Source organism: Phenylobacterium sp. (assembly GCF_041913825.1).
Lineage (GTDB): Bacteria > Pseudomonadota > Alphaproteobacteria > Caulobacterales > Caulobacteraceae > Phenylobacterium.
Window position 1 is genome coordinate 30,834 of sequence record NZ_JAYSEO010000008.1, and the last position, 21,121, is coordinate 51,954.

The following is a 21,121-nucleotide window of genomic DNA, read 5'->3' on the forward strand; positions in this document are numbered from 1 at the left end:
CCGTGACCCGAGGGCAGGCTCAGAAGATCGTGTAGCCGCCGTCGATGACGAAGCTGTCGCCGGTGTGGAACTTCGACGCGTCGGACGCGAGGTAGACGGCGATGCCGGAGAAGTCGTCGCCCTCGCCCCAGCGGCGCATGGGCACCCGCCCGATCGCCTTCTCATTGAACGTGTCCCAGGCCTGCAGGCCGGCCGTCATGTCGGTGGCGATCCAGCCCGGCAGGATCGAGTTCGCCCGGATGCCGTACCGCGCGTATTCCACCGCCAGCCCTCGGACCATCGACAGCACCGCGCCCTTGGTGGAGGCGTAGGCCTGATTGCGCGGCGCGCCGTGGATCGCCGAGGTGGACGACGTCACCACCAGGGAGCCGCCGGGATCGCCGGCCTTGGCCCGCTCCACCATGTGCCGGGCCGCCTCACGGAAGGTCCAGAACACCGCGTCAAGGTTCACAGTGGTGACGCGCCGCCACTTCTCGGTGGTCATCTCCTCGAACGGCGCGCCGCCGCCGATGCCGGCGTTGGCGGCGCAGAAGTCGAGCCGGCCGAAGGTCTTCAGCACCTCGGCCACACCGGCGACCACCGCCGCCTCGTCGGCCACATCGACCTTCTGCACGAGGACCTCGACGCCGTGCGCCTTCAGCGCCTCTTCCGCCTTGGCGTTCTTCTCCGGGTTCTGGCCCCAGATGGCGACCTTGGCGCCGGCCGCGGCCAGGCCCTCCGCCATGCCGAGACCGATGCCCCCATTGCCGCCGGTGACCAGCGCCACCTTACCCGTCAGGTCGAACGGCTTGAACGCCATGGCTTCCTCTCCTCGATTCAAACAGTCGTTGGAGTGGAAAGGGCCGTGCTTACGGAGCGGAGGTCAAGGCCTCAGGCCGCGGTCCAGCCGCCGTCGACGGTGTACGCCGCCCCCGTCGTCCCCGCGCCCATGTCGGAGACCAGGTAGAGCAGCAGGCCGGCGAGCTGGTCGTATTCGATGAAGCTCTTGTTGGGCTGGGCGGCGAGGATCACGTCCTCCACCACCCGATCGACCGCGATGCCGCGGGCCTTGGCCTGGTCGGCGATCTGGGCCTCCACCAGGGGCGTCTTCACATAGCCCGGGCAGATGGCGTTGACGGTGATCCCCTGGCGGGCGGTCTCCAGGGCCACCGACTTGGTGAAGCCCACCACCCCATGCTTCGCCGCCACATAGGCCGACTTGAACGGCGAGGCGACGAGGCCGTGCGCCGAAGCCAGGTTCACGATCCGGCCGCGGCCGGCCGCCTTCATCAGCGGCAGGGCCGCGCGGGTGGCGTGGAAGGCCGACGACAGGTTGATGGCGATGATGGCGTCCCACTTCTCCACCGGGAACTCGTCCACGGGGGCGACGTGCTGGATGCCGGCGTTGTTCACCAGGACGTCGAGGCGGCCGAACTCGCGTCGGGCGGTGTCCACCAGGTCCTCGATCTCGCCCGGCTTGGTCATGTCCGCGCCGTGATAGACCACCTTCACGCCGGTCTCGGCCTCGATCCGCCGGCGGTCGGCCTCGATCTGCGCCGGATCGCCGAAGCCGTTGAGGATCACGTTCACGCCCTGGCGGGCGAGCGCGACGGCCATGGCCTGGCCGATGCCGCTCGTGGAGCCGGTGACCACCGCGGCGTGGCCGTCGAGGTTGTACGGTTGCGGCATGTCAGGCGTCCTTGGATGCGGCGGCCGGCAGCGGCTGGGGCCGGGCGAAGGTGAACTCGTCGTCCGTCGAAAGATGGGGGACGAAGCGGTAGCCGGCCATGTCGAACGCCTTCAGGTCGTCGCGCTTGGCGATCCGGTTGTCGATTGCGTAGCGGGCGAGCATCCCGCGCGCCCGCTTGGCGTAGAAGGAGATGATCCGCGCCTCGCCGTCCTTCTCCTCCAGGAACCGGCAGTTCAGCACCGGCAGGCTCAGCGCCGCCCGATCCACGGCGGCGAAGTACTCGCCGCTGGCGCAGTTCACGAGGGTCTTGTCCTTGTGGCCCATGGCGTCGGTGTTCAGCGCCTGCGAGATCCGATCGCCCCAGAAGTCGTAGAGGCTGGCGCCGCGCTTTGTCTTCAGCCGCGTCCCCATCTCCAGCCGATAGGGCTGAATGGCGTCCATCGGCCGGAGCACGCCGTAGAGGCCCGACAGGATACGGACATGGTCCTGGGCCCAGGCGAGCGCTTTCCGATCGAGGGTCCGCGCCTGCAGCCCCGTGTAGACGTCGCCGTTGAAGGCGAAGGCGGCTTGCAGCCCCTCCTCCGAGGCCGGATCGAAGGCCTGGAACCGCTCGCGGTTCAGCTTGGCCAGGCCGTCCGACAGGGACATCAGCCTCTTCAGGTCCTGGACCCGCAGCTTCTTGGTAGCCTTGGCGAGCTCGGTGGTCTGGTCGGTGAGCTGGGGGGCGGTGAGCGGCGCGAAGTCCGGGCCGGCGCTGAAATCGAGCGACTTGGCCGGGGAGAGGACGATCAGCATCGCCGCGCCTCTTAGGGGGCTCCGCGGTGCAGGCCAAGCCCCCACTTCCTCCCGCGCCAGAGTGGGGATCTCGCGATCAGAACAGGACCCGCGGGTTCATGATGCGCTTGGGGTCCAGCGCCTGGCGGATGGCCCGCATGGCGGCGACCTCCACCGGACTCTTGTAGCGGAGCGCCTCGGCGGTCTTCATCGCGCCCAGACCGTGCTCGGCGCTGATCGAGCCGCCGAACCGGGCCACGATGTCATGGACGATACGGCTGCCCTCGTCGCGCTTGGCGGCGTGCTCAGCGTCGGAGCCGCCGTCCGGCCTCAGGACGTCGTAGTGGATGTTGCCGTCGCCCACGTGGCCGAAGGCGGCGATGCGCGCGCCGGGCGCCAGCGCCTGCATGGCGGCGGTCGCCTCGGCGAGGAAAGCCGCCACCTGGCTCACGGGCACCGCCACGTCGTGCTTCCAGGTCGCTCCCTCGGGCTTCTGGGCGGGCGACTGGTTTTCGCGGATCGCCCACAGCGCCTTCGCCTGGCCGTCGGACTGGGCGACCACGGCGTCCCGGATCAGGCCGGCCTCGACGCCGGCGGTCAGGAACCGCTCCATGGCGGCCTCCGCGGAGCCGGGCTCCCCCGAGGCGAACTCGGCCAGCACGTACCAGGGATGCGGCGCCGCCAGCGGGTCGCGCGTGCCGACGATGTTGCGGAGCGCGAAGTCGATGCCGATGCGGGCCATCAGCTCGAACGCCTCCACCGCGCCGCCCGTCTCCTCCCGAGCGCGGGCGAGCAGGCGGAGAGCCGCCTCCGGGCTGTCCACCCCCATCATCGCGACCGCGCGGCTGGCCATGACCGGATGCAGCTTCAGCGCCGCGGCGGTGACCACCCCGAGCGTCCCTTCGGCCCCGATCAGGAGCTGCTTCAGGTCATAGCCGGTGTTGTCCTTGCGCAGCCGCTTCAGGCCGTTCCAGACCTCGCCGTTGGGGAGCACGGCCTCGAGTCCCAGCATCAGGCTGCGGGCCATGCCGTAGCGCAGCACCTGGGTGCCGCCGGCATTGGTGGACACGAAGCCGCCCACCGTCGCCGAGCCCTCGGAGGCCAGGCCCAGCGGGAAGCGCCGGTTCGCGCCGGCCGCCGCCTCGTGCACCGCGGCGAGCGTCACCCCCGCCTCCGCCACCAGGACGTCGTCGAACGGATCGAGATCGCGGACGCGGTTCAGCCGCTCGGTGGAGAGCAGGATCTCCCCCTGCGGGATTTGGCCGCCGACGAGGCCGGTGTTGCCGCCCTGGGGCGTGATCGGCACGCCCGCCTCGAAGCAGACGCCGACTACGGCGGCGACGTCGTCGGTGGTGCGCGGCAGGGCCAGGAAGGGCGTCGTCCCCACCCACCGATCGCGCCACTCGACCAGCTTCGGCGCGATCCGCTCCGGATCTGTGCTCCAGCCGCCGTCCCCCAGCACCGCCTTCAGGCGCGAGAGGACGTCGGCGGGCACGGAGGCGGTCATGGGCGGAGTATAGGGCCTCCGCATCGCCGCACGAAGTGGATCACCCCACGAAGCCGGCGGCGCGGCGGAGGCGATCGTTGATGGCCTCGCCCAGGCCCTCTTCAGGGATCGGCGCGACGGCGATGGCCAGGGGCTCGGTGCGGTCGGCGGCGCGCAGGTAGGCGAAGAGGTTTGCCGCCGCCTCCGCGAGGTCGCCCGTGGGGCTCAGGTTCCAGCGGCCGCGGCCCCCAGGTCCGAACGACAGCCAGGCCTCTCCGGCCCGCGGCGAGGGGGCGTCCAGGCGAACGGGGGAGTTGGGCGCGTAATGCCGGGCGAGTCGGCCGGGCGAGCGCTTGGCGTCGGCCTCGGCCTCCGACAGTGGGCCGACCACCGCCTCGAGCTGCTCGCGCGTCACCGCCCCGGGCCGCAGCAGCCGCGGCTCGTCGAGCAGGGCGACGACCGTGGACTCGAGGCCGACCTCGCAGGGCCCTCCGTCCAGCGCCGCCGCCGCCGCCGAGCCGGTCTCCTCGATCGCGTCGGCGAAGGTGGTCGGGCTCGGCCGACCCGAGCGGTTGGCGGACGGCGCCACCACCGGCCCGCCGAAGGCTTCCAGCAGCGCGCGGGCGATCGGATGGCCCGGCACGCGAACCGCCACGGTGTCCAGTCCGGCGCGGGCGAGATCGCAGACCGTGTCGCCGAGCGCCGGCAGGACCAGCGTCAGCGGGCCCGGCCAGAAGCGGTCGGCCAGCGAGACCGCCCGGTCGTCGAAGCGGGCGATCCGGCGGGCGGCGGCGAGGTCCGGCACGTGGGCGATCAGCGGATTGAAGCTCGGCCGCCCCTTGGCCTCGTAGACCTTGGCCACGGCCCGCGCGTCGGCCGCGTCCGCGGCAAGGCCGTAGACGGTCTCGGTGGGCATCAGCACGAGCCGGCCGGCCTTCAGCGCGGCCACGGCGTCGTCCAGCCCCGATCCCTGATGTGCGGCGTCCCCGGACACGCGTGGGTCGTTACACCCCGCCCGATCCGTTGTCAGCCGGCAGGTCCCTTGGCCTCGGGAGGCTCGGAGGCGGGCTGGGCCTTGGCGGGCGGCGCCGGCATACCGGGGTCCGGTGGGTCCAGCACGCGGCCAAAGGCCACCACCGCCGCGAAGGCGGCGAGGATCACGAGTATGCGCGGCTCCAGCCAGCGGCCGGCCCTGGCTCCCGGCGCCATGCGGGCGAGCACCGGCTCGTCGCGGCTGAAGAGCTGGTGCTTGAGCGCGCCGGCCACGTGCAGGACGATCAGGACATAGGCCGCCTTGGCCAGGGCCTCGTGTCCGAACTCGGCGACGTCGTGCCAGACCGCCTTCGCCACGGGCGCAAGGCCCGGCAGGCCCGGCACGTGCGGCCAGTTCACCAGGCCGTAGAGGATGGTCGGGCGTCCGTAGGTGCTGGACGAGACCATGATCCAGCCGGTGAGCGGCAGGCCGATCATGATCACGTAGAGCAGGACGTGGGTGACGCTCGCCAACGCCTTCTCCCAGCGGGCCATGGTGTCGGGCAGAGGCGCCGGCGGGTTCATCAGGCGCCAGGCGAGCCTGGCCAGGCTGAGCAGCAGGACGGTGATGCCCACCGACTTGTGGAGCTGGGTGACCTCGAAACGCTCGACGCCCGGCGGGCCGTCCATCCGGCCGGCCAGGATCACCTGCAGCACGATCAGGGCGGCGATCAGCCAGTGTAGGACGATGGCTACGATGGAATAGCGGGCGCTGCCCGCCGCGCGCGGCGCCTTCGCAGGGTCGCTCATCAGGTGCTCCGGGGTCGGTCGGGAGCCTTAGGACACCCGCAACCGCCCCCGGAGGTCAACCGCAGAGCTACTTCTGGCCGGAGCCCGGTTCGGCCATGCCGCGGTGCATCTCCGCAAGGCCCGTCTGCGGCGTCACCGCCGCCATGGTGGCCTGGACCTTGTTCTTGAGGCCGGCCACGACGTCGCCCTCGCCGCGCATCATGGCGTGGAAGCCGACCTTGGCGACCATAGCCGGATCGTCCTTCTTGTCCGTGCCGACCTTGGTGTCTTCCATGTTGGCGCGCTCGAAGAAGTCGGTGTCGGTCGGCCCCGGCATCAGGCAGGTCACGGTGACGCCGGTGTCCTTCAGCTCGTTGCGGAGCGCGAAGGAGAAGCTGTCGATGAAGGCCTTGGTGCCGTTGTAGACCGCCTGGAACGTGCCCGGCATGAAGCCCGCGATGGAGCCGGTGAACAGGATCCGGCCCTGGCCGCGCTCGACCATCGCGGGGGCGAGCTTCTGCACGAGATAGATGGTGCCGGTGATGTTGGTGTCGATGACGTGCATCCAGTCCTCGACCGGTTGTTCGAGGAAGGCGTGGCCGAGGCCGTGGCCCGCGTTGGCGAGCAGCGCGTCGACGGGACGGCCGCCCACCAGCTCGACCAGCTTGTCGACTCCTTCTCGGGTGGAGAGGTCCACTTGGATGTGGTCGACCTTGGCGCCCATGCCGCGCAGGGCCTGGGCCGCCTCGACGATCTCGGGCCGGTCGGCGGCGATGATCAGGTCGAAGCCGTGGTGCTCGACGGCGTGCTTGGCCAGCTCGTAGCCGATGCCGGAGGAGGCGCCGGTGACGACGGCGAGCGGACGAAGGTCTTCGGACATGGCGCAATCCCTCTTTGGCCGGCGGCCCGTCGCCGCCGTCCTCTGTCGCCGCTAAGCCCCGAAGGCGTGTCGGGTTCCTACGGCCCACCTTTGACCCGCCGGCTCCTTGGCCTAAACAGCGGCGGCACTACGGAGCCCACGCCATGACCTTCCGCGCCCCCGTCCGCGACCTCGCCCTCGCGCTCTCCACCGTCGGCCACGACGCCCTGGTGAAGCGCGCCTTCCCCGAGCTCGACGCCGACACGATCGCCGCGGTCCTGGAGGCGGCGGGCGGGTTCACCACCGACGTGCTGGCGCCGCTGAACCGCCGCGGCGACGTGGAAGGCGCGAAGTTCGAGAATGGCGTGGTCCGCGCCGCGCCGGGGTTCGGCGAGGCCTACCGCCAGTTCGCCGAACAGGGCTGGAACTCGCTGGCCGCCGATCCGGAGTTCGGCGGCCAGGGGCTGCCCAAGGCGATGGAGCTGGCGGTGTTCGAGATGGTGCACGCCGCCAACATGGCCTTTGGCCTCTGCCCCATGCTCACCCAGGCTGCGGTCGAGGCGCTGACTCTGCACGGGACGGAGAAGCAGAAGCGGATCGTGCTGCCGAAGCTGGTCTCGGGCGAGTGGACAGGGGCGATGGTGCTGACGGAGCCGCAGGCCGGCACCGACCTCGCGGCCCTGACCGCCCGAGCCGAGCCGGACGTCGAAGGCGGCTACCGCCTCTTCGGCCAGAAGATCTTCATCACCTGGGGCGACCACGACGCCACCGACAACATTTGCCACCTGGTGCTGGCCCGCCTGCCCGACGCGCCGCCCGGCGTGAAGGGCATTAGCCTGTTCCTGACCTCGAAGCACCTGCTGGACGACGAGGGCAATCTCGGCGCCCGCAACGATTTCCGCCCGGCCTCCATCGAGCACAAGCTGGGCATCCACGGCTCGCCCACCTGCGTCATGCTCTACGAAGGCGCCAAGGCCGAGCTGGTGGGGGAGCCGAACCAGGGCCTCGCCCACATGTTCGTGATGATGAACGCCGCCCGGTTGCAGGTGGGCGTGCAGGGCGTGGCGATCGCCGAGCGGGCCTTCCAGCAAGCCCTGGCCTTCGCCCAGGAGCGCCGGCAGGGCCGCGCCGCCTGGGCCGCCGACGGCGCCATCTTCGGCCACCCGGACGTGCGGCGGATGCTGACCCTGTCCAAGGCCAAGATCGAGGCCGCCCGCGGCATTTGCCTGATGACGGGCGTGCTCGCCGACCTCGCCCGCCTGGCCGACAGCGAGGCGGAGCGGGCCGCCGCCAGGGCGCGGCAGGAACTCCTGACCCCCATCGCCAAGGCCTGGTCGACGGACGTCGGCGTGGAAGTCGCCTCGCTGGGCGTGCAGGTGCATGGCGGGATGGGGTTCATCGAGGAGACCGGCGCGGCGCAGCACTATCGGGACGCGCGCATCGCGCCGATCTACGAAGGCACCAACGGCGTGCAGGCGCTGGACCTGATCGGCCGGAAGGTCCCCATGGCCGCGGGGGCCGTGATGCGCGAGCTGTGCGCCGAGATGCTGCTCACCGCACAGTCGCTCACCGAGACGCCGGAGCTGAACGCGGTCGGCCGCCGCCTGGCGGCGGGCGTCGCCGCCCTCGAGCGCGCCACCGACTGGGTGCTGGCCAACGGCGGGACCGACGCCCAGGCGGCGTCCACGCCCTATCTGAAGCTGGCGGGCGACGTCATCGGCGGCTGGTTCCTGGGCCGGCAGGCCATGGCGGGCGTCGGCGCGTCCGATCCGTGGCTGCAGTCGAAGGCGGCGCTGGCGCGCTTCTACGCCGCCCAGGTGCTGGCGGGCGCGCCGGGCCTCGCCGAGAGCGTCTGCGAGGGGGCCGGCGACCTGGAGGCGATAGGGGCCGAAGCGCTCGCCGGATGACGACGTTTTCCGGACCGTTGTTCTCCTAAGCTTTACCTTTCCGCCGTAAGGGTCCGCCCTTCGAGGGGCCGGATGCATCGCGCGATCAATCTGCCGCCGGGAAGCGGCGACGGCCGGACCGAGGGTCCGAACGGATATCAGCTCACGCTGGCGGGGCTCGTCCTGCCTGTTTGGGCCCACTACGCCTTCAATGCGGTGGCCGCCGCGACCCTGTGGGCCCTCGGCCATCCGATGCTCGCGCTGGGTATGTTGGTCAGCGCCTGCGCCTTCGACACCGCGCTGCAGGCGATGCTTCGGCGCTGGGCACGGCAGGCGGAGAGCACCCCCGAGAGCCGCGGGTTCCGACAGCTCGCGGTCCTCAGCGCGGTGCGCATCGCCGTCTACATGACTCCCCCGTTCATCGCCGCCAGCGGCGGCGGTGCGGGCGAGCTGCTGTTCTTCGGTCTGCAGCTCTGCGGCATGGGGGCCATCGCGCTCTCGGCCAGCGCCATGTCGCGGCTGATCTTCTGGGGCTTCCTGTCGCCGGCGCTGCTCGCGGCGGCGGTGCTGCCGATCATCCTGCTGCCGCCGCCGATCGCCGCGGCGGTGGTCGCCAGCCTGGTCAGCCTGACCGTCGTCATGGCGCTGATCTCTGCGGGCACCTCGCGGGCCATCCAGACCTGGCGTGCGGCCTTCGACACCAACGTCGCCATGATGAACGACCTGGCGGAGGCCCGCGACGAGGCCCGCCGGGCGCAGAGCGCCGCCTCGGCCTTCCTGGCCACCATGTCCCACGAGATCCGAACGCCGATGAACGGCGTGCTCGGCATGGCCCAGCTCCTCAAGCGCGACGAGACCGATCCCCGCCAGGCCCAGCGCATCGACACCTTGATCGACAGCGGCAAGTACCTGATGGGAATCCTCAACGACATCCTCGACATCTCGAAGATCGACGCCGGCCACATGGAGATCGTGCGCGGGGCCGAGGACCTGCAGCTCTTCCTCGACCGGCTCGTGGGCTTCTGGGGCGGCCGCGCCCAGGAGAAGGGCGTTCGATTGGGTCTGCAGGTGCAGGAAGGCCTGCCCGAGTTCGTGCTGGTCGACGCGCTGCGCCTGCGCCAGGTGCTGTTCAACCTGATGGGCAATGCGCTGAAGTTCACCGAACAGGGCGCCGTAGACGTGCTGGTGGCCGCCGAGCCCTACGGCCAGGGCGCGGTGTGGCTGCGCATCTCGGTTCGCGACACCGGCCCGGGCATCCGGCCCGAGAAGCTGGCTCGCCTCTTCCACCGCTTCACCCAGCTCGACGAGACCGACGCCCGCTCCGGCGGCACGGGTCTCGGGCTCGCCATCGCCCGCCAGCTCACCGAGCTGATGGGCGGCCGCATCTCGGCCGAGAGCACGCCCGGGGAGGGGTCGGTATTCCACGTGGAGCTGCCGGTGGAGATCGCGACCCGACCGCGCGCCGTGGAGCCGGAGGCGGAGGCCGACGCGCCGGCCGGCGCGCTGATGGTGCTGGCGGTGGACGACAACCCCGTCAATCTGCAGGTGATCGGCCAGTTGCTGGGCAGCTTCGGCCACGAGGTGGTGCGCGCCGCCAGCGGCCGAGAGGCCCTCGACCTGCTCGGCCAACAGGTCTTCGACCTGGTGCTGATGGACATCCAGATGCCCGGAATGACCGGCATCGAGGCGGTGCAGGCGCTGCGCGGCCGGGACGGCCCGAACCGCCAGGCGCCGGTGATCGCGCTGACCGCCGACGTCACGTCCGGCGGGCGCCAGCGCTACATCGACCTGGGCTTCACCGACCACGCCTCCAAGCCGATCCAGGTCGAGGAGCTGTTCGAAGTTGTCGTGCGGGCGCTGTCCGCCGGATCGGGCGAGGCGGCCGAGTCCGTCGCCGTCTAGGGCCGGAAGACCACTTCCACCGGGCCGAGCTGCACCGACGGCGCTTCCACGCCGAGGATCTCGATACGGTGCACGCCGTCACCATCCCCCGCCACCAACTCGGAGCAGCCAAAGAGGCTGAGCGCCTCGACGCCTTCGCCGCCCAGCCACACACGTCCGAGCTTCGGGCCGTCGTCCGGCGGGGGCGCGGCATAGAGCGGAACCTGGTATTCGGCGGCCGCCTCCGAGGGATCCGCCTCGTAGGCGATCACGGCCAGCTTCGAGATCACGCCCTGGCGCGGTGGAAAGGCCAGGATCGACCAGATCGGCCGGTGCTCGACCGGCGCATGCTCCCGCCGGCCCGGCATGGCGATCCAGCCATGCTCGGCCGCGAGCGCTTCCGCCTCCTGCAGGGAGCCGCGCAGCAGGACACTCGGCCCGTGCCGCCAGGCAAAATCATGGACGTCCAGGAAGGCGCCCCCCGCGAAGCGCAGGCCGTGCGCCTTCACCTCCCCGTCCGGCGACCAGCCGTCCAGCACCGGCAGGCCCGTCGCCTCGGACAGCCGCTCGAGGCCGGCCGCCGCCCCCGGGGCCGGGATCCAGACGTGGTCGATGACGAAGCTCATCAGGCGGCGGCGAGGTTCGGCAGGTCGTGCAGCGCAGGATCCAGGCCGCGTCCCATCAGATCGATGAAGTTGTCGCGGTAGAAGGCCCGTCGGGCGCGGTCGCCCACGCCCTCCAGGCTCTCGTTGAACCGCTTCAGCGGGTTCCGGCCGCCCTCGATGTGCGGGTAGTCGGACGAGAACAGCACCATCTCCTCGCCGGCGTTCTCGATGATCCAGCGGACGTCCTCGTGCGGATAGGGCGTGACGCGGAGTTGGCGGCGCAGGATCTCTGAGGGCCGCGCCGACAGCTTCTGCAGTCGCTCCTCGCGGCCGAAGGCGGCCACGCCGGAGTCCAGGAACCGCATCAGGCTGGGAAGCCAGGACGCGCCCAGCTCGATGGCCCCCCACTTCAGCTTCGGGAAGCGGTCGAACACCCCGTCGATCACCAGGGCCGAGAGCGTCTGCCAGACGCTCAGCGGGATGGCCATGAAGGTCAGGGAGGTGAAGTTCTCGTCCCCGCCGTGGAAATCCTTCACGTGGGGCAGGCCGTTCTCCAGATAGTCGCGGCGCATCTTCTCCTCGCCGCCGACGTGGAACAGCACAGGCAGGCCGGCCTCCTCGATCACCGCCCACAGCGGGTCCAGCTCCACATGGCTCGGCGAGAAGCCGGGCGGCGGTCGCGAGGCCACGACGAGGGCCTTGGCGCCGAGCTCGATGGCTTCGCGGGCGATCTGCGGCGCGCGGGCCCGATCCGTCAGGGGCACGTAGCCGGTGGCGAGCAGCCGCCGGTCGACGGCGCAGAAGTCGGTCATCATGCGGTTGTGCGCGCGGGCCGCCTCGATGGCGAGGTCCACCTCTCCCATCTCCTCGAGCCCGAAGTTGGAGAGGCTGGCGGTGGTGAAGACGAGCTGGCTCGCGAAGCCCAGGTAGTCCAGCGTCTTGGGCCTGTCCTCCGCCCGGAAGGCGCCCAGGGCCTCGTAGTTCTTGCGCAGCAGGATGTTGGCCTCCGCCCCCGCCCGGAACTCCGGATCCTCCTGACGGGCGGCGGCGTTGGCGAACCACTCGGGCAGCACGTCCTTGCGGCCGGTCTTCTCGACGAAGGCGTCGCGGACCTTCGGATCAAGATAGCGGTGGATCGTCCCCGGCAGCTCCATGATGTGGCTGTCGGCGTCGTGGATGGTTTGGCCCTGAACGTACGGCATGCCACATCCTCCCTGATGGTTTCTTCTTCTCGCGACATTCCGGCGCTTCATGGGCGGACCCGTCAAGACGAGGTGTGGCGGCTGCATCCGGCGGACGCGGCGCAGGCGCTCATCGGCTGGGAGCTGCTGGTGGGGGGCGTCGGTGGGCGGATCGTCGAGACCGAGGCCTACCACCATGAGGATCCGGCCTCGCACAGCTTCACCGGCCTCACCGCGCGCAACGCAGTGATGTTCGGCCCGGTCGGACGGGCCTACGTCTACCGCTCCTACGGCATCCACTGGTGCCTGAACTTCGTCTGCGGCGAGAGCCCGGGCAGCGCGGTGCTGATCCGCGCGATCGAGCCGACGCACGGGCTGGACACGATGCGCGAGCGGCGCCGCCTGGCCGAGGCACGCGCACTGTGCTCAGGGCCGGGCAAGCTCTGCCAGGCGCTGGCGATCACTCGCGAGCACGACGGCCTGCCGCTCGACGCTCCCCCCTTCGAGCTACGGCCCGGCGGCGAGGACAGCGGCCTCGTCGCCGGGCCGCGGATCGGCATCACCAAGGCCGCGGAGGTCCCCTGGCGGTTCGGCGAGGCCGGGTCGAGGTTCCTGAGCCGGCCGTTCCCTCAGTCGGCGGCGGCGAAGGCGCGGCCGAGGTCGAGGACGCCTCGGCCATAGACCGCGTCCGCGCCCGGTTCGCCCAGGTCGCGGGCGGCGGACAGCACACGCTCGGCCACCTGCGGGCCGGTGAGCTCTGGATGCCCCTCCATCATCAGGGCCAGGGCGCCGGCCACATAGGCGGTGGAGAACGAGGTGCCGGAGACCAGCTTGCACTTGCGCGTGCAGTCGGTGAGCACCCACTCCCCGGGCGCGGCCACGTAGCGCCACTTGGCCGCGCCGGCCCTGTTGGACCAGGGCGTCAGCTCGCCGTAGTAGCTCGAGGCGCCAGCCACCACGATGGAGCCTGCAAAGCGCGGGTCGGCGGCGTATCGGGCGGGCCAGGTGGGCTCCTCGCCCTTCCGATTGCCGGCGGCGATGACAAGGACGGCGCCGCTCTTCACCGTGCGCTCCAGCGCCGCCTCGAAGGCCGCGCCCAGCGGCTTGCGGCCCTGCAGGGGCATGACGACGATGCGGGCCTTCTGCGCCACCGCCTCGTCGAGGGCTGCGGCCAGGTCTGTCGGGCGGAAGGCGCATTCGCCAGCCAGGCCGCCATCGAAGTCGGCGCGGATCGAGACCACGTTGGCGTTGTAGGCCACGCCCACCATGCCGCCGCCGTTCAGCGCCGACACCAGCGGCCCGGCCACGTAGGCGCCATGTTTCTCGACTGCCGGGGTGGCGCGGCCGGCGACCACGTCGCGGGAAGTCTTCACGTTGCGGCGCACTTCGCGCTGCGCCGCCTCCACGCCGCAGTCGATCAAGGCCAGCGTCACGCCGCGGCCGGACAGGCCCGCCCGGTAGGCGGCCTGGGCGCCGATGGCCTCCAGGCCCCAGCTCTTGCGATATTCGAGGCTGTCGGTGCGCGGCCGGCGGGCCGCCTCGGCCGGCATAGCTGAGGCCACGACGCCGGCGGCCGCCACGACGATCGACAGGCCAGCGGTCGCGCGCCGGCGCCAGGAGCTGAACACGCGCCCTGCCCTTCTTCCATGATGCAAGGGCGCTAGATGGGGTGGACGGCCACGCCGCAAGCGCGGCCGTCGAAGCCTAGAGCTGGGCCAGCAGGTAGTCGGCGGCCGACACCTTGAATTCGCCTGGCTCCTCGACGTTCAGCTCCTTCACAACGCCGTCCTCGACGATCATCGAGTAGCGCTGCGAGCGCACGCCCATGCCGAACTTGGACGCATCGAAGTCCAGGCCGATGGCGCGGGTGAACTCGCCGCCGCCGTCGGCCAGCATGAGGATGTCCTCGCCCACGGCCTGGTCCTCGGCCCACGCGCGCATGACGAAGGCGTCGTTCACCGACACGCAGGCGATGGTGTCGACGCCCTTGCCCTTGATGTCGCTGGAAAGCTGCTTGAAGCCCGGCAGGTGCTTGGCCGAGCAGGTGGGCGTGAACGCGCCCGGGACGGCGAACAGCGCCACCTTCTTGCCGCCGAAGACGTCCTGCACGGAGACCGGTCGCGGCCCCTCGGCGGTGGCCTGGGTGAGCTTCACGTCCGGCAGCCGGTCGCCGACTTTGATGATCATGGGGCGTCTCCTGGAATTGTCGAGCTGTGGCGGAGATAGCGTCAACTCCGCCCGGCGCAAGCCAACCATGTGCGAAGGCGCCTTGAAAGCGCTTCGATCCCGCCCGAAGCTCACCCCCGATGGACGACGGGTTCTTCGCAGGCCAACTGCTGATCGCGATGCCGGGGATTTCCGACCCCAGGTTCGAGCGATCACTGATCCTCGTGTGCGCGCACGACGCCCGCCACGCCATGGGGCTGGCGGTGAACCGCCCGGTGGAGGGGCTGACGGTGCCCGACCTGCTGGCGAGGCTCGACATTCAGTCGCAGATCAAGGCGCCGCCGGACCTCGTGCTGATGGGCGGCCCGGTGGAGCGCGAGCGCGGCTTCGTTCTGCACACCGACGACTACATAGCCGAGCATAGCCTGGAGGTGGGCGGCGGCCTGGCGCTCACCCCGACCCGCGACGCGTTGGAGGCGATGGCCCAGGCCAGCGGCCGGCCGCGTCGCTCGGCCCTGGCCCTCGGCTACGCCGGCTGGGGCGCGGGCCAGCTCGAGGACGAGATCAAGGAGAACGTCTGGCTGACCTGCGAGCCCGACGAGCAGCTCATCTTCGGCGGCCACCACGACCACAAGTGGGCGCAGGCGTTGGGTAAGCTGGGCGTCGATCCCGAGCGCCTGAGCGCGGTCGCCGGTAGGGCCTAGCCGCGGGTCCCCCGGGCCATGACCGGCGCCGCGCCGTCCACGTAGCTTTCGTTGAGGTAGACCTCGGCCTCCTCCGGAGAGAGGGCCGGCGCGTAGCCGAAGCCCTGGCCATAGTCGCAGCCCAACGCCTCGAGCTGCCGGGCCATGCCGGCGTTCTCCACGCCCTCGGCCACCACCTCCAGCGCCAGGTCCCGGCCGAGCTTCACCACCGAGGAGACGATCTTCGCCGAGCCGTCGTTGGTGGCCATGGTGCGCACGAAGTAGCGGTCGATCTTCAGCGTGTCGAACGGCAGGCGGGTCAGGTAGCTGAGCGACGAGAAGCCGGTGCCGAAGTCGTCGAGCGCGAGGCCTGCGCCCGCCTGGCGAAGCTCGCGCAGCACCACCGTGGCGCGCTCCGGATTGCGCATGACGTCGCTCTCGGTGACCTCTAGCTTCAGCGCGCCGGGCGGCAGGCCCGTCTCCTCGCGGATGGCGGCGACGTCCGCCACCAGGCCGGACCGGTCGATCTCGCCCGTGGACAGGTTGATGGCGACGGTGAGCTCGCCGGCGGCGGCGTGGCGCAGGCGCCAGGCGGCGAGCTGGCGCGCGGCGTCGCGCATCATCTGCGCGCCGAGCTCGCCCATCATGCCCATCTCGTCCAGCAGCGACAGGAACTGCTCGGGCATCAGGAGCCCGCGCCGGGGGTGCCGCCAGCGCACCAGCGCCTCGAAGCCCGACAGCGCGCCGGTCGAGAGCCGGACGATCGGCTGGTAGTAGGGCGTCATCTCCCCCCGGGCGAGCGCCCCCTTCAGGTCGCTTTCCAGCGCCAGCCGGGAGAGGCCGTCGGTCTCCAGTCCCCGGCCATAGGCGGCGGCGTGGCCGCGGCCGTTGCTCTTGGCCGCCTCCACCGCCAGCTCGGCCCGGCGCAGCAACTCGGCGGCCTCCGGCGCGGCCTGGCCGCCCTGGGCCTCCACGGCGCCGATGGAAAGGGTCGGATGGATGTCGAAGCCGGCCACCCTCAGGGGCTGCTCCAGCGCCCGGCGGAGCGCCGCGGGGCCGGGCGAAGCGGACTTGGGCGCCAACGCCGCGAACTCGTCCTCGCCGATGCGAGCGAGCAGCGCGCCGGGCGGAAAGGCGGCGGCCAGCCTCGATCCGAGCGCCGCCAGCACCAGGTCCGCGCGCTCGTGGCCCAGGGCCTCGTTCAGCCGGCGCAGGCGGTCGAGGTCGGCCACCACCAGCTCGTGATCGCCGGGAACCTGCAGCCGTTCGCGGGCCCGGATGATGAAGCTGCGCCGATCCAGCAGCCCAGTGAGCGCGTCCTGCTCGGCGGCGGCGAACTTGGTCTCGGGCGCCACGACGCCAGCGGCCCGGCGCCCCTCCTCCAGCCAGACCCCGCGCCAGACGCAGACGCCGCCGCCCCGCATCCGCAGGCGCACGGCGATCTCGGTCCCGGGTTCCGCCAGCCGCAGCAGGTCCTCGGCCATGGCGCGGTCCTGCGGCAGGGCGAGCGCGCGCAGGGCGGCCGACGAGCAGTCAGGGGCGAGGGGGCCGAGGCCCAGGGCGCGGGTGGCGCCGGTCAGCCGCAGGCGGTCGGCGTCCGGCTCCCACAGCCACAGCGCCACGTCAGCCGCGCCGAGCGCCTCGAGCGTCGCGGTCGCGTCCCACGTCCATTGGCCGGCTGGCATGGATTTCGTCGCCTGACAGATACGCGCCGGTCAGACCGACACTCCTTCGTCCGGGCCGTCGGCCACGCTGAGCGGCGTCGTCAGCCCGAACAGGACATGGTCTCGCCAAACGCCGTTAATTTTCAGATAAGCCTTGGCGTAGCCCTCCTCCGCGAAGCCCGCCTTGGCGAGCAGGGTGCGCGAGGGTCCGTTCTCCGGAATGCAGGCGGCCTCCAGCCGGTGCAGGGCGAGCGTGCGGAAAGCGAAGCCGGTGAGCGCACGCACCGCCGCCAGCGTCAGGCCCTGGCGGGTGAACGGCTTGCCGCACCAGTAGCCCACCGAACCCATCTGGGCGACGCCTCGGCGGACGTTGGACAGGGTGATCCCCCCGCTCAGCGCCCCGTCCGAGGCGCGGAAGACGAAGAAGGGATAGGCCGCGCCCAGGTCCCGGTCGCGCTGGTAGGCGGTCAGCCGGCGGCGGAAGGCGGCGCGGGACAGGTCGTCGGCCGGCCAGGTGGGCTCCCACGGCTGCAGGAAGCTGCGGGAAACGGCGCGCAGCTCGCGCCATTCCGGATAGTCGGCGGCCCGCGGCGGCCGAAGCACCACGCCGTCGCCTTCGACCCGCAGGCCGCTCTCCGGCGTGATCCAGTCCAGCAGCGCCATCGGAGCAGCGTCGCGCAATTCGCCGCCGCGTCAATAGGTCGGGCTGAAGGCGATCGCCCCGATGCCGAACAGCGAGGCCTCGAAGACCGGCGCCGCGCGCAGCGCCTGGCGCGGTCCCAGGACGGCGACCGCCGACTTGCGGGAGCGCAGGATCCACTCCACCAGACGGGCGATGTCCTCGGCGGTGACTGCGTCCACCTCCCGCGCGACGATGTCCGGGTGCAGGGTGCGGCCGAACAGCAGCACCTGGCCGGCGGCCTGCTCGGCGCGGGCGAGCGCTCCTTCGCGGCCCATGAACATGGAGCCCTTGAGCTGGGCCTTGGCGCGCGCGAGCTCGGCCTCCGGCACCGGCTTGAGGAGTTCGATGATCTCGCCGGCGGTGACCCGGGCCAGTTCCTCGGCGTCGCCCGCCGCGCAGCCGGCGAAGACCCCCAGCACGCCCGCGTCGGCGTAGGTCTCCGAGTAGGCGTCGATGGCGTAGGCCAGCCCCCGCTTCTCGCGGGCTTCCTGGAAGAGGCGCGAAGCCATCCCGCCCCCCAGGATCTCGGCCAGCAGGCGCAGCGCGAAGTAGTCCGGGTCGAGCACCCCGACCGCCGGCAGCAGCAGGACGATGTTGGCCTGCTCCAGCTTCTTGGCCACGGGCCGCTCGCCGCCGGAGAAGCTGGCGGGCTCGGGCGGCGGCAGCGAGGGGCCTTCCGCCTGGCCGAAGTCGCGCTCCGCGAGCTTCAGGAGTTCGTCTTCGTCGACGGCGCCCGCGGCGCTGATCACCATGGTTTCGGGGCCGTAGAGCGCCGAGCGCCAGGCGCTGAGCGCGTCCGGCGTCGCGCGGCCGATCGACCCGGTGGTGCCGAGGATCGGCCGGCCGAGCGGCTGGTCGGCGAAGGCCGCCTCCTGAGCCAGCTCGAACACCAGGTCGTCCGGGGCGTCGGCCGCCTCGGCGATTTCCTGGGCCACCACCTGCTTCTCGCGCTTCAGGTCGCCCTCGTCCATGTGCGGGCGGAGCACCAGGTCGGAGATGACCCGCGATCCGAGGTCGAGCCCGTGCTTGAGGGCGCGCACCTGGAAGCTGGTGCGTTCGTAGCCGGTGGCGGCGTTGATGTTGCCGCCCTCGGCCTCGATCACCTCGACGATCTCGCGGGCCGAGCGGCCGCCGGCGCCCTTGAAGACCATGTGTTCCAGGAGGTGCGACCAGCCCGAACGCTCGGCGTCCTCGAACCGCGCGCCGCGCCCGGCGACCACCGACAGCGCCACGGTCTGGAGCCCGGGGATCGGGTCGCACACCACCCGCACGCCGTTGGCGAGCGTGTGCACGCGCGGCGTCTCGGCCGCGGCGGTGGCCTTCTTACGCTTCGGCGAACGCGCGGACATAGGCCTTGATCGTCTCCGTCTCGGCAGGGAGACGGTCGTAACGCTCGGGCCGGCCCGCAAGGTCCGCCGCGCCGCGCGGCAGCTCCGGGGTGACGCCGCAGGCCTTCGCCACATCTTCGGGGAACTTCGCGGCGTGAGCGGTGGAGAGCACCACGATGGGGCCCTCGACGTCCGGGCTGCGCTTCAGGGCCGCGACACCCACGGCCGTGTGCGGGTCGATCAGTTCGCCGGTCTCGTTGAGCGTCGCCACGATGGTGCGGCGGGTCTCGTCCTCGCCCACCGCAATGCCGCGGAACATCGCCTTCATGGCCGCGAACGCCGTCGGCGGGATGTCGATGAGTCCGGCGGTGGCGAAGGCCTCGAAGGCCCGGGCGGTCTCCACCGGCTCGCGCTCCACGCCCTCGAAGTAGAGGCGCTCGAAGTTGGAGGCGGACTGGATGTCCATGGCCGGCGAGATGGTCGGCTGGACCACGCTGCGGGTGTAGCGGCCTTCCTGGAAGGTGCGGGCCAGGATGTCGTTGGAGTTGGTGGCGACTACGATCTTCGCCACCGGCAGGCCCATGCGACTGGCCACATAGCCGGCGAAGGCGTCGCCGAAGTTGCCCGAGGGCACGCAGAAGCTCACCGGCCGGTGCGGGGCGCCCAGCGCCACGGCGCTGGTGAAGTAGTAGACCGCCTGGGCCGCGATGCGGGCGAAGTTGATCGAGTTCACGCCGGACAGGTCCACCGCCTGGCGAAGGACCTTGTCCTGGAACGTCTGCTTCACAATGGCTTGGCAATCGTCGAACGTGCCTTGCACGGCCACACAGGCGACGTTGGCCTCGGTCGCCGCGGTCATGAACCGGCGCTGGACCTCGCTGATCCGGCCCTCGGGGAAGAGGGCCACCACCTTGACGTTCTTGCGTCCGCGGAACGCCTCGACCGCCGCACCGCCGGTGTCGCCCGATGTGGCGCAGACGATGGTCTGCAGCCGCTGCTGCCGGCCCAGGATGTGGTCGTAGAGCCGGGCCAGGATCTGCATGGCCACGTCCTTGAACGCCAGGCTGGGGCCGTGGAACAGCTCGGCAAGGAAGGCGTGCGGCGCAATCTGCACCAGGGGGACCACGGCCGGGTGGTTGAAGGTGGCGTAGGCCTCCCGGCACATCTCCAGGAGCTCGGCGGGCTCGATCTCGTCGCCCGCGAAGGCTCCGATCACCGCGGCGGCCACCTCGGCGTAGGGCCGGCCGGCGAAGCCGGCGATCTCTTCGGGCGTGAAGGTGGGCCAGGTCTCCGGCACATAGAGCCCGCCGTCGGGGGCGAGCCCGGCCAGAACCGCGTCGACGAAACCCACCGCCGGCGCTTGCCCGCGGGTCGAGATGTAGCGCATCAGGCTTTCCGCCGTCTCAGGAGCATGGCGGCATAGACGGCGGCCAGGGCCCCCGCAAGGCCGAACCAGGTGCCCGCGTACTCCAGGTGCCGATTGGGGATGTTCGCCGGCACTGGGGCGGGCTGGAGCCCCCGCCAGTCTGGATTGGACGAGGTCTCCGCCATCAGGAAGATCGGAGCGGTGCGGTCGGCCTTCAGCGCCGCGGCCATGGCCTCCACGTCGCGCGAGAAGAACCGGCCGGGCCGGTTCGGCGGGGTCACGAAGGTGGCGCGCTCGGGCGCGCGCAGCACGCCCACCACCTGCACCGCCGCGCCGGCCGCGGGCGAGACCGGCGGCCGCGCCGAGACGGTGTCGGCCACGAAGCCGCGGTCCACCAGCACCGTGCGGTAGCGCAGCGCCGCCACGGGGCAGGCGGAGATCAGGCGCGAGCCGGCCTGGCCGTCCTTCAGGGCATACAGCTCCACGAAGGGGGCGGTCGCCAGCCCCGGGCAGGTGAGCGTCACGCGCGTGAAGTCCACGTCGGCGCCCTCGTTCAGCGCATCGAGCACCGGGGCCGCCGGCTGCGGCGCCATGCCCTGCAGCCTCTCGATCCGGGCGATCAGGTCCCGCTTCCAGGCAAGCCGCTGGAGCTGCCACGTCCCCAGGCTCACCAAGATCAGAAAGGCGATCGCCGTGAGGACGGTGAGGGCGACCGGGAAACCCTTAGGGCGCCCGCTGCGGTCCCCCATCGGGACCTCCGGGTCCCACTGCTCAGTCATGGCGGGCTTCGGAGGCCTTGTTCATGAACTGGGCGGCCAGCATCACCCCCTTCATCGGGCGGAGCAGCAGGAGCACCACGACGAGGGTGGCCGGCAGCCAGACGATCAGGTGCACCCACACCGGGGGGGCGAAGGCGACCTCCGTGAACAGCGCGCCGAAGGCGACGAGCAGGCCCGCGATCAGGATCACAAAGACGGCTGGCCCGTCACCGGAATCGGCGCGGGCCAGGTCGAAGCCGCAGGCTTCGCAGCGGGGCGCCACCCTGAGGAATCCCTCGAACAGGTGGCCCTCGCCGCAGTTCGGGCAGCGGCCCGCCGCCCCCGCCAGGAGCGGGTTGCGGGCCGCCATGG

21 protein-coding genes are annotated in these 21,121 nt (G+C 71.5%); 4 read left to right on the plus strand and 17 right to left on the minus strand.

Annotation, left to right across the window (positions count from 1 at the left end):
- Positions 1-19: 19 nt before the first annotated feature.
- The 7 genes from ACE3Q8_RS08045 to ACE3Q8_RS08075 form a co-directional block, all read right to left on the minus strand.
- Positions 20-799 carry an SDR family NAD(P)-dependent oxidoreductase gene (locus tag ACE3Q8_RS08045; RefSeq protein ID WP_374469745.1) on the minus strand — a complete coding sequence of 260 codons (780 nt, stop codon included), beginning with the start codon at positions 797-799 and terminating at the stop codon, positions 20-22.
- A 71-nt stretch (positions 800-870) separates the two neighbouring features.
- Positions 871-1,668 (minus strand): 3-hydroxybutyrate dehydrogenase, encoded by a 798-nt coding sequence (locus ACE3Q8_RS08050; protein ID WP_374469746.1) that lies wholly within the window; start codon positions 1,666-1,668, stop codon positions 871-873.
- A 1-nt stretch (position 1,669) separates the two neighbouring features.
- Entirely contained in the window at positions 1,670-2,464 is a 795-nt protein-coding gene (yaaA, locus tag ACE3Q8_RS08055; RefSeq protein WP_374469747.1) for a peroxide stress protein YaaA, read from the minus strand.
- A gap of 76 nt (positions 2,465-2,540) precedes the next feature.
- On the minus strand, positions 2,541-3,950 hold the full coding sequence (locus ACE3Q8_RS08060; protein WP_374469748.1) for an FAD-binding oxidoreductase: 1,410 nt from the start codon (positions 3,948-3,950) through the stop codon (positions 2,541-2,543).
- A 40-nt stretch (positions 3,951-3,990) separates the two neighbouring features.
- Positions 3,991-4,923: an L-threonylcarbamoyladenylate synthase gene (locus tag ACE3Q8_RS08065; protein WP_374469749.1), complete on the minus strand. Its 933-nt coding sequence runs from the start codon at positions 4,921-4,923 to the stop codon at positions 3,991-3,993.
- Between the two features lie 32 nt (positions 4,924-4,955).
- Positions 4,956-5,711: a cytochrome b gene (locus tag ACE3Q8_RS08070; protein ID WP_374469750.1), complete on the minus strand. Its 756-nt coding sequence runs from the start codon at positions 5,709-5,711 to the stop codon at positions 4,956-4,958.
- A gap of 67 nt (positions 5,712-5,778) precedes the next feature.
- Positions 5,779-6,570, minus strand: coding sequence for an SDR family NAD(P)-dependent oxidoreductase (locus tag ACE3Q8_RS08075; protein WP_374469751.1), 792 nt, complete (start codon positions 6,568-6,570; stop codon positions 5,779-5,781).
- 143 nt (positions 6,571-6,713) lie between these two features.
- On the opposite strand from ACE3Q8_RS08075, the gene ACE3Q8_RS08080 reads away from it, so the two are divergent.
- Both ACE3Q8_RS08080 and ACE3Q8_RS08085 read left to right on the plus strand, forming a co-directional pair.
- Entirely contained in the window at positions 6,714-8,456 is a 1,743-nt protein-coding gene (locus tag ACE3Q8_RS08080; protein WP_374469752.1) for an acyl-CoA dehydrogenase, read from the plus strand.
- A 72-nt stretch (positions 8,457-8,528) separates the two neighbouring features.
- Positions 8,529-10,337 (plus strand): ATP-binding protein, encoded by a 1,809-nt coding sequence (locus ACE3Q8_RS08085; protein WP_374469753.1) that lies wholly within the window; start codon positions 8,529-8,531, stop codon positions 10,335-10,337.
- On the opposite strand, the gene ACE3Q8_RS08090 is transcribed toward ACE3Q8_RS08085, so the two are convergent.
- Both ACE3Q8_RS08090 and ACE3Q8_RS08095 read right to left on the minus strand, forming a co-directional pair.
- On the minus strand, positions 10,334-10,942 hold the full coding sequence (locus tag ACE3Q8_RS08090) for a hypothetical protein (RefSeq protein ID WP_374469754.1): 609 nt from the start codon (positions 10,940-10,942) through the stop codon (positions 10,334-10,336). The two genes, ACE3Q8_RS08085 and ACE3Q8_RS08090, sit on opposite strands and share 4 nt — an antisense overlap.
- Positions 10,942-12,123 carry an amidohydrolase family protein gene (locus ACE3Q8_RS08095; RefSeq protein WP_374469755.1) on the minus strand — a complete coding sequence of 394 codons (1,182 nt, stop codon included), beginning with the start codon at positions 12,121-12,123 and terminating at the stop codon, positions 10,942-10,944. The genes ACE3Q8_RS08090 and ACE3Q8_RS08095 overlap by 1 nt, the downstream gene beginning before the upstream one ends.
- A gap of 72 nt (positions 12,124-12,195) precedes the next feature.
- Between ACE3Q8_RS08095 and ACE3Q8_RS08100 the strand changes: the two genes are divergently transcribed.
- A complete protein-coding gene (locus ACE3Q8_RS08100; RefSeq protein WP_374469756.1) occupies positions 12,196-12,783 on the plus strand; it encodes a DNA-3-methyladenine glycosylase in 588 nt (195 codons plus the stop codon).
- Here the strand turns inward: ACE3Q8_RS08100 and ACE3Q8_RS08105 are convergent.
- Positions 12,732-13,730 carry a S8 family peptidase gene (locus tag ACE3Q8_RS08105; RefSeq protein ID WP_374469757.1) on the minus strand — a complete coding sequence of 333 codons (999 nt, stop codon included), beginning with the start codon at positions 13,728-13,730 and terminating at the stop codon, positions 12,732-12,734. The genes ACE3Q8_RS08100 and ACE3Q8_RS08105 overlap by 52 nt on opposite strands.
- A gap of 76 nt (positions 13,731-13,806) precedes the next feature.
- Positions 13,807-14,289: a peroxiredoxin gene (locus ACE3Q8_RS08110; protein ID WP_374469758.1), complete on the minus strand. Its 483-nt coding sequence runs from the start codon at positions 14,287-14,289 to the stop codon at positions 13,807-13,809.
- Positions 14,290-14,408: 119 nt separating this feature from the next.
- Between ACE3Q8_RS08110 and ACE3Q8_RS08115 the strand changes: the two genes are divergently transcribed.
- Positions 14,409-14,972, plus strand: a complete 564-nt coding sequence (locus tag ACE3Q8_RS08115; RefSeq protein WP_374469759.1) for a YqgE/AlgH family protein — start codon at positions 14,409-14,411, stop codon at positions 14,970-14,972.
- On the opposite strand, the gene ACE3Q8_RS08120 is transcribed toward ACE3Q8_RS08115, so the two are convergent.
- From ACE3Q8_RS08120 to ACE3Q8_RS08145, 6 genes are read right to left on the minus strand one after another with little or no spacing between them, the layout of a single operon-like run.
- A complete protein-coding gene (locus tag ACE3Q8_RS08120) occupies positions 14,969-16,636 on the minus strand; it encodes a putative bifunctional diguanylate cyclase/phosphodiesterase (protein WP_374469760.1) in 1,668 nt (555 codons plus the stop codon). The two genes, ACE3Q8_RS08115 and ACE3Q8_RS08120, sit on opposite strands and share 4 nt — an antisense overlap.
- 30 nt (positions 16,637-16,666) lie before the next feature.
- Positions 16,667-17,278 (minus strand): GNAT family N-acetyltransferase, encoded by a 612-nt coding sequence (locus ACE3Q8_RS08125; RefSeq protein WP_374469910.1) that lies wholly within the window; start codon positions 17,276-17,278, stop codon positions 16,667-16,669.
- A gap of 30 nt (positions 17,279-17,308) precedes the next feature.
- A complete protein-coding gene (locus ACE3Q8_RS08130) occupies positions 17,309-18,646 on the minus strand; it encodes a M16 family metallopeptidase (protein ID WP_374469761.1) in 1,338 nt (445 codons plus the stop codon).
- Positions 18,621-20,012 (minus strand): threonine synthase, encoded by a 1,392-nt coding sequence (gene thrC / locus ACE3Q8_RS08135; RefSeq protein WP_374469762.1) that lies wholly within the window; start codon positions 20,010-20,012, stop codon positions 18,621-18,623. Before thrC ends, ACE3Q8_RS08130 begins: the two co-directional genes overlap by 26 nt.
- The gene (locus ACE3Q8_RS08140; RefSeq protein WP_374469763.1) at positions 20,012-20,770 is read right to left on the minus strand and encodes an SURF1 family protein; all 759 of its coding nucleotides are present in this window, start codon (positions 20,768-20,770) and stop codon (positions 20,012-20,014) included. The genes thrC and ACE3Q8_RS08140 overlap by 1 nt, the downstream gene beginning before the upstream one ends.
- Positions 20,763-21,119, minus strand: coding sequence for a DUF983 domain-containing protein (locus ACE3Q8_RS08145; RefSeq protein ID WP_374469764.1), 357 nt, complete (start codon positions 21,117-21,119; stop codon positions 20,763-20,765). Before ACE3Q8_RS08145 ends, ACE3Q8_RS08140 begins: the two co-directional genes overlap by 8 nt.
- Positions 21,120-21,121 lie beyond the last annotated feature (2 nt).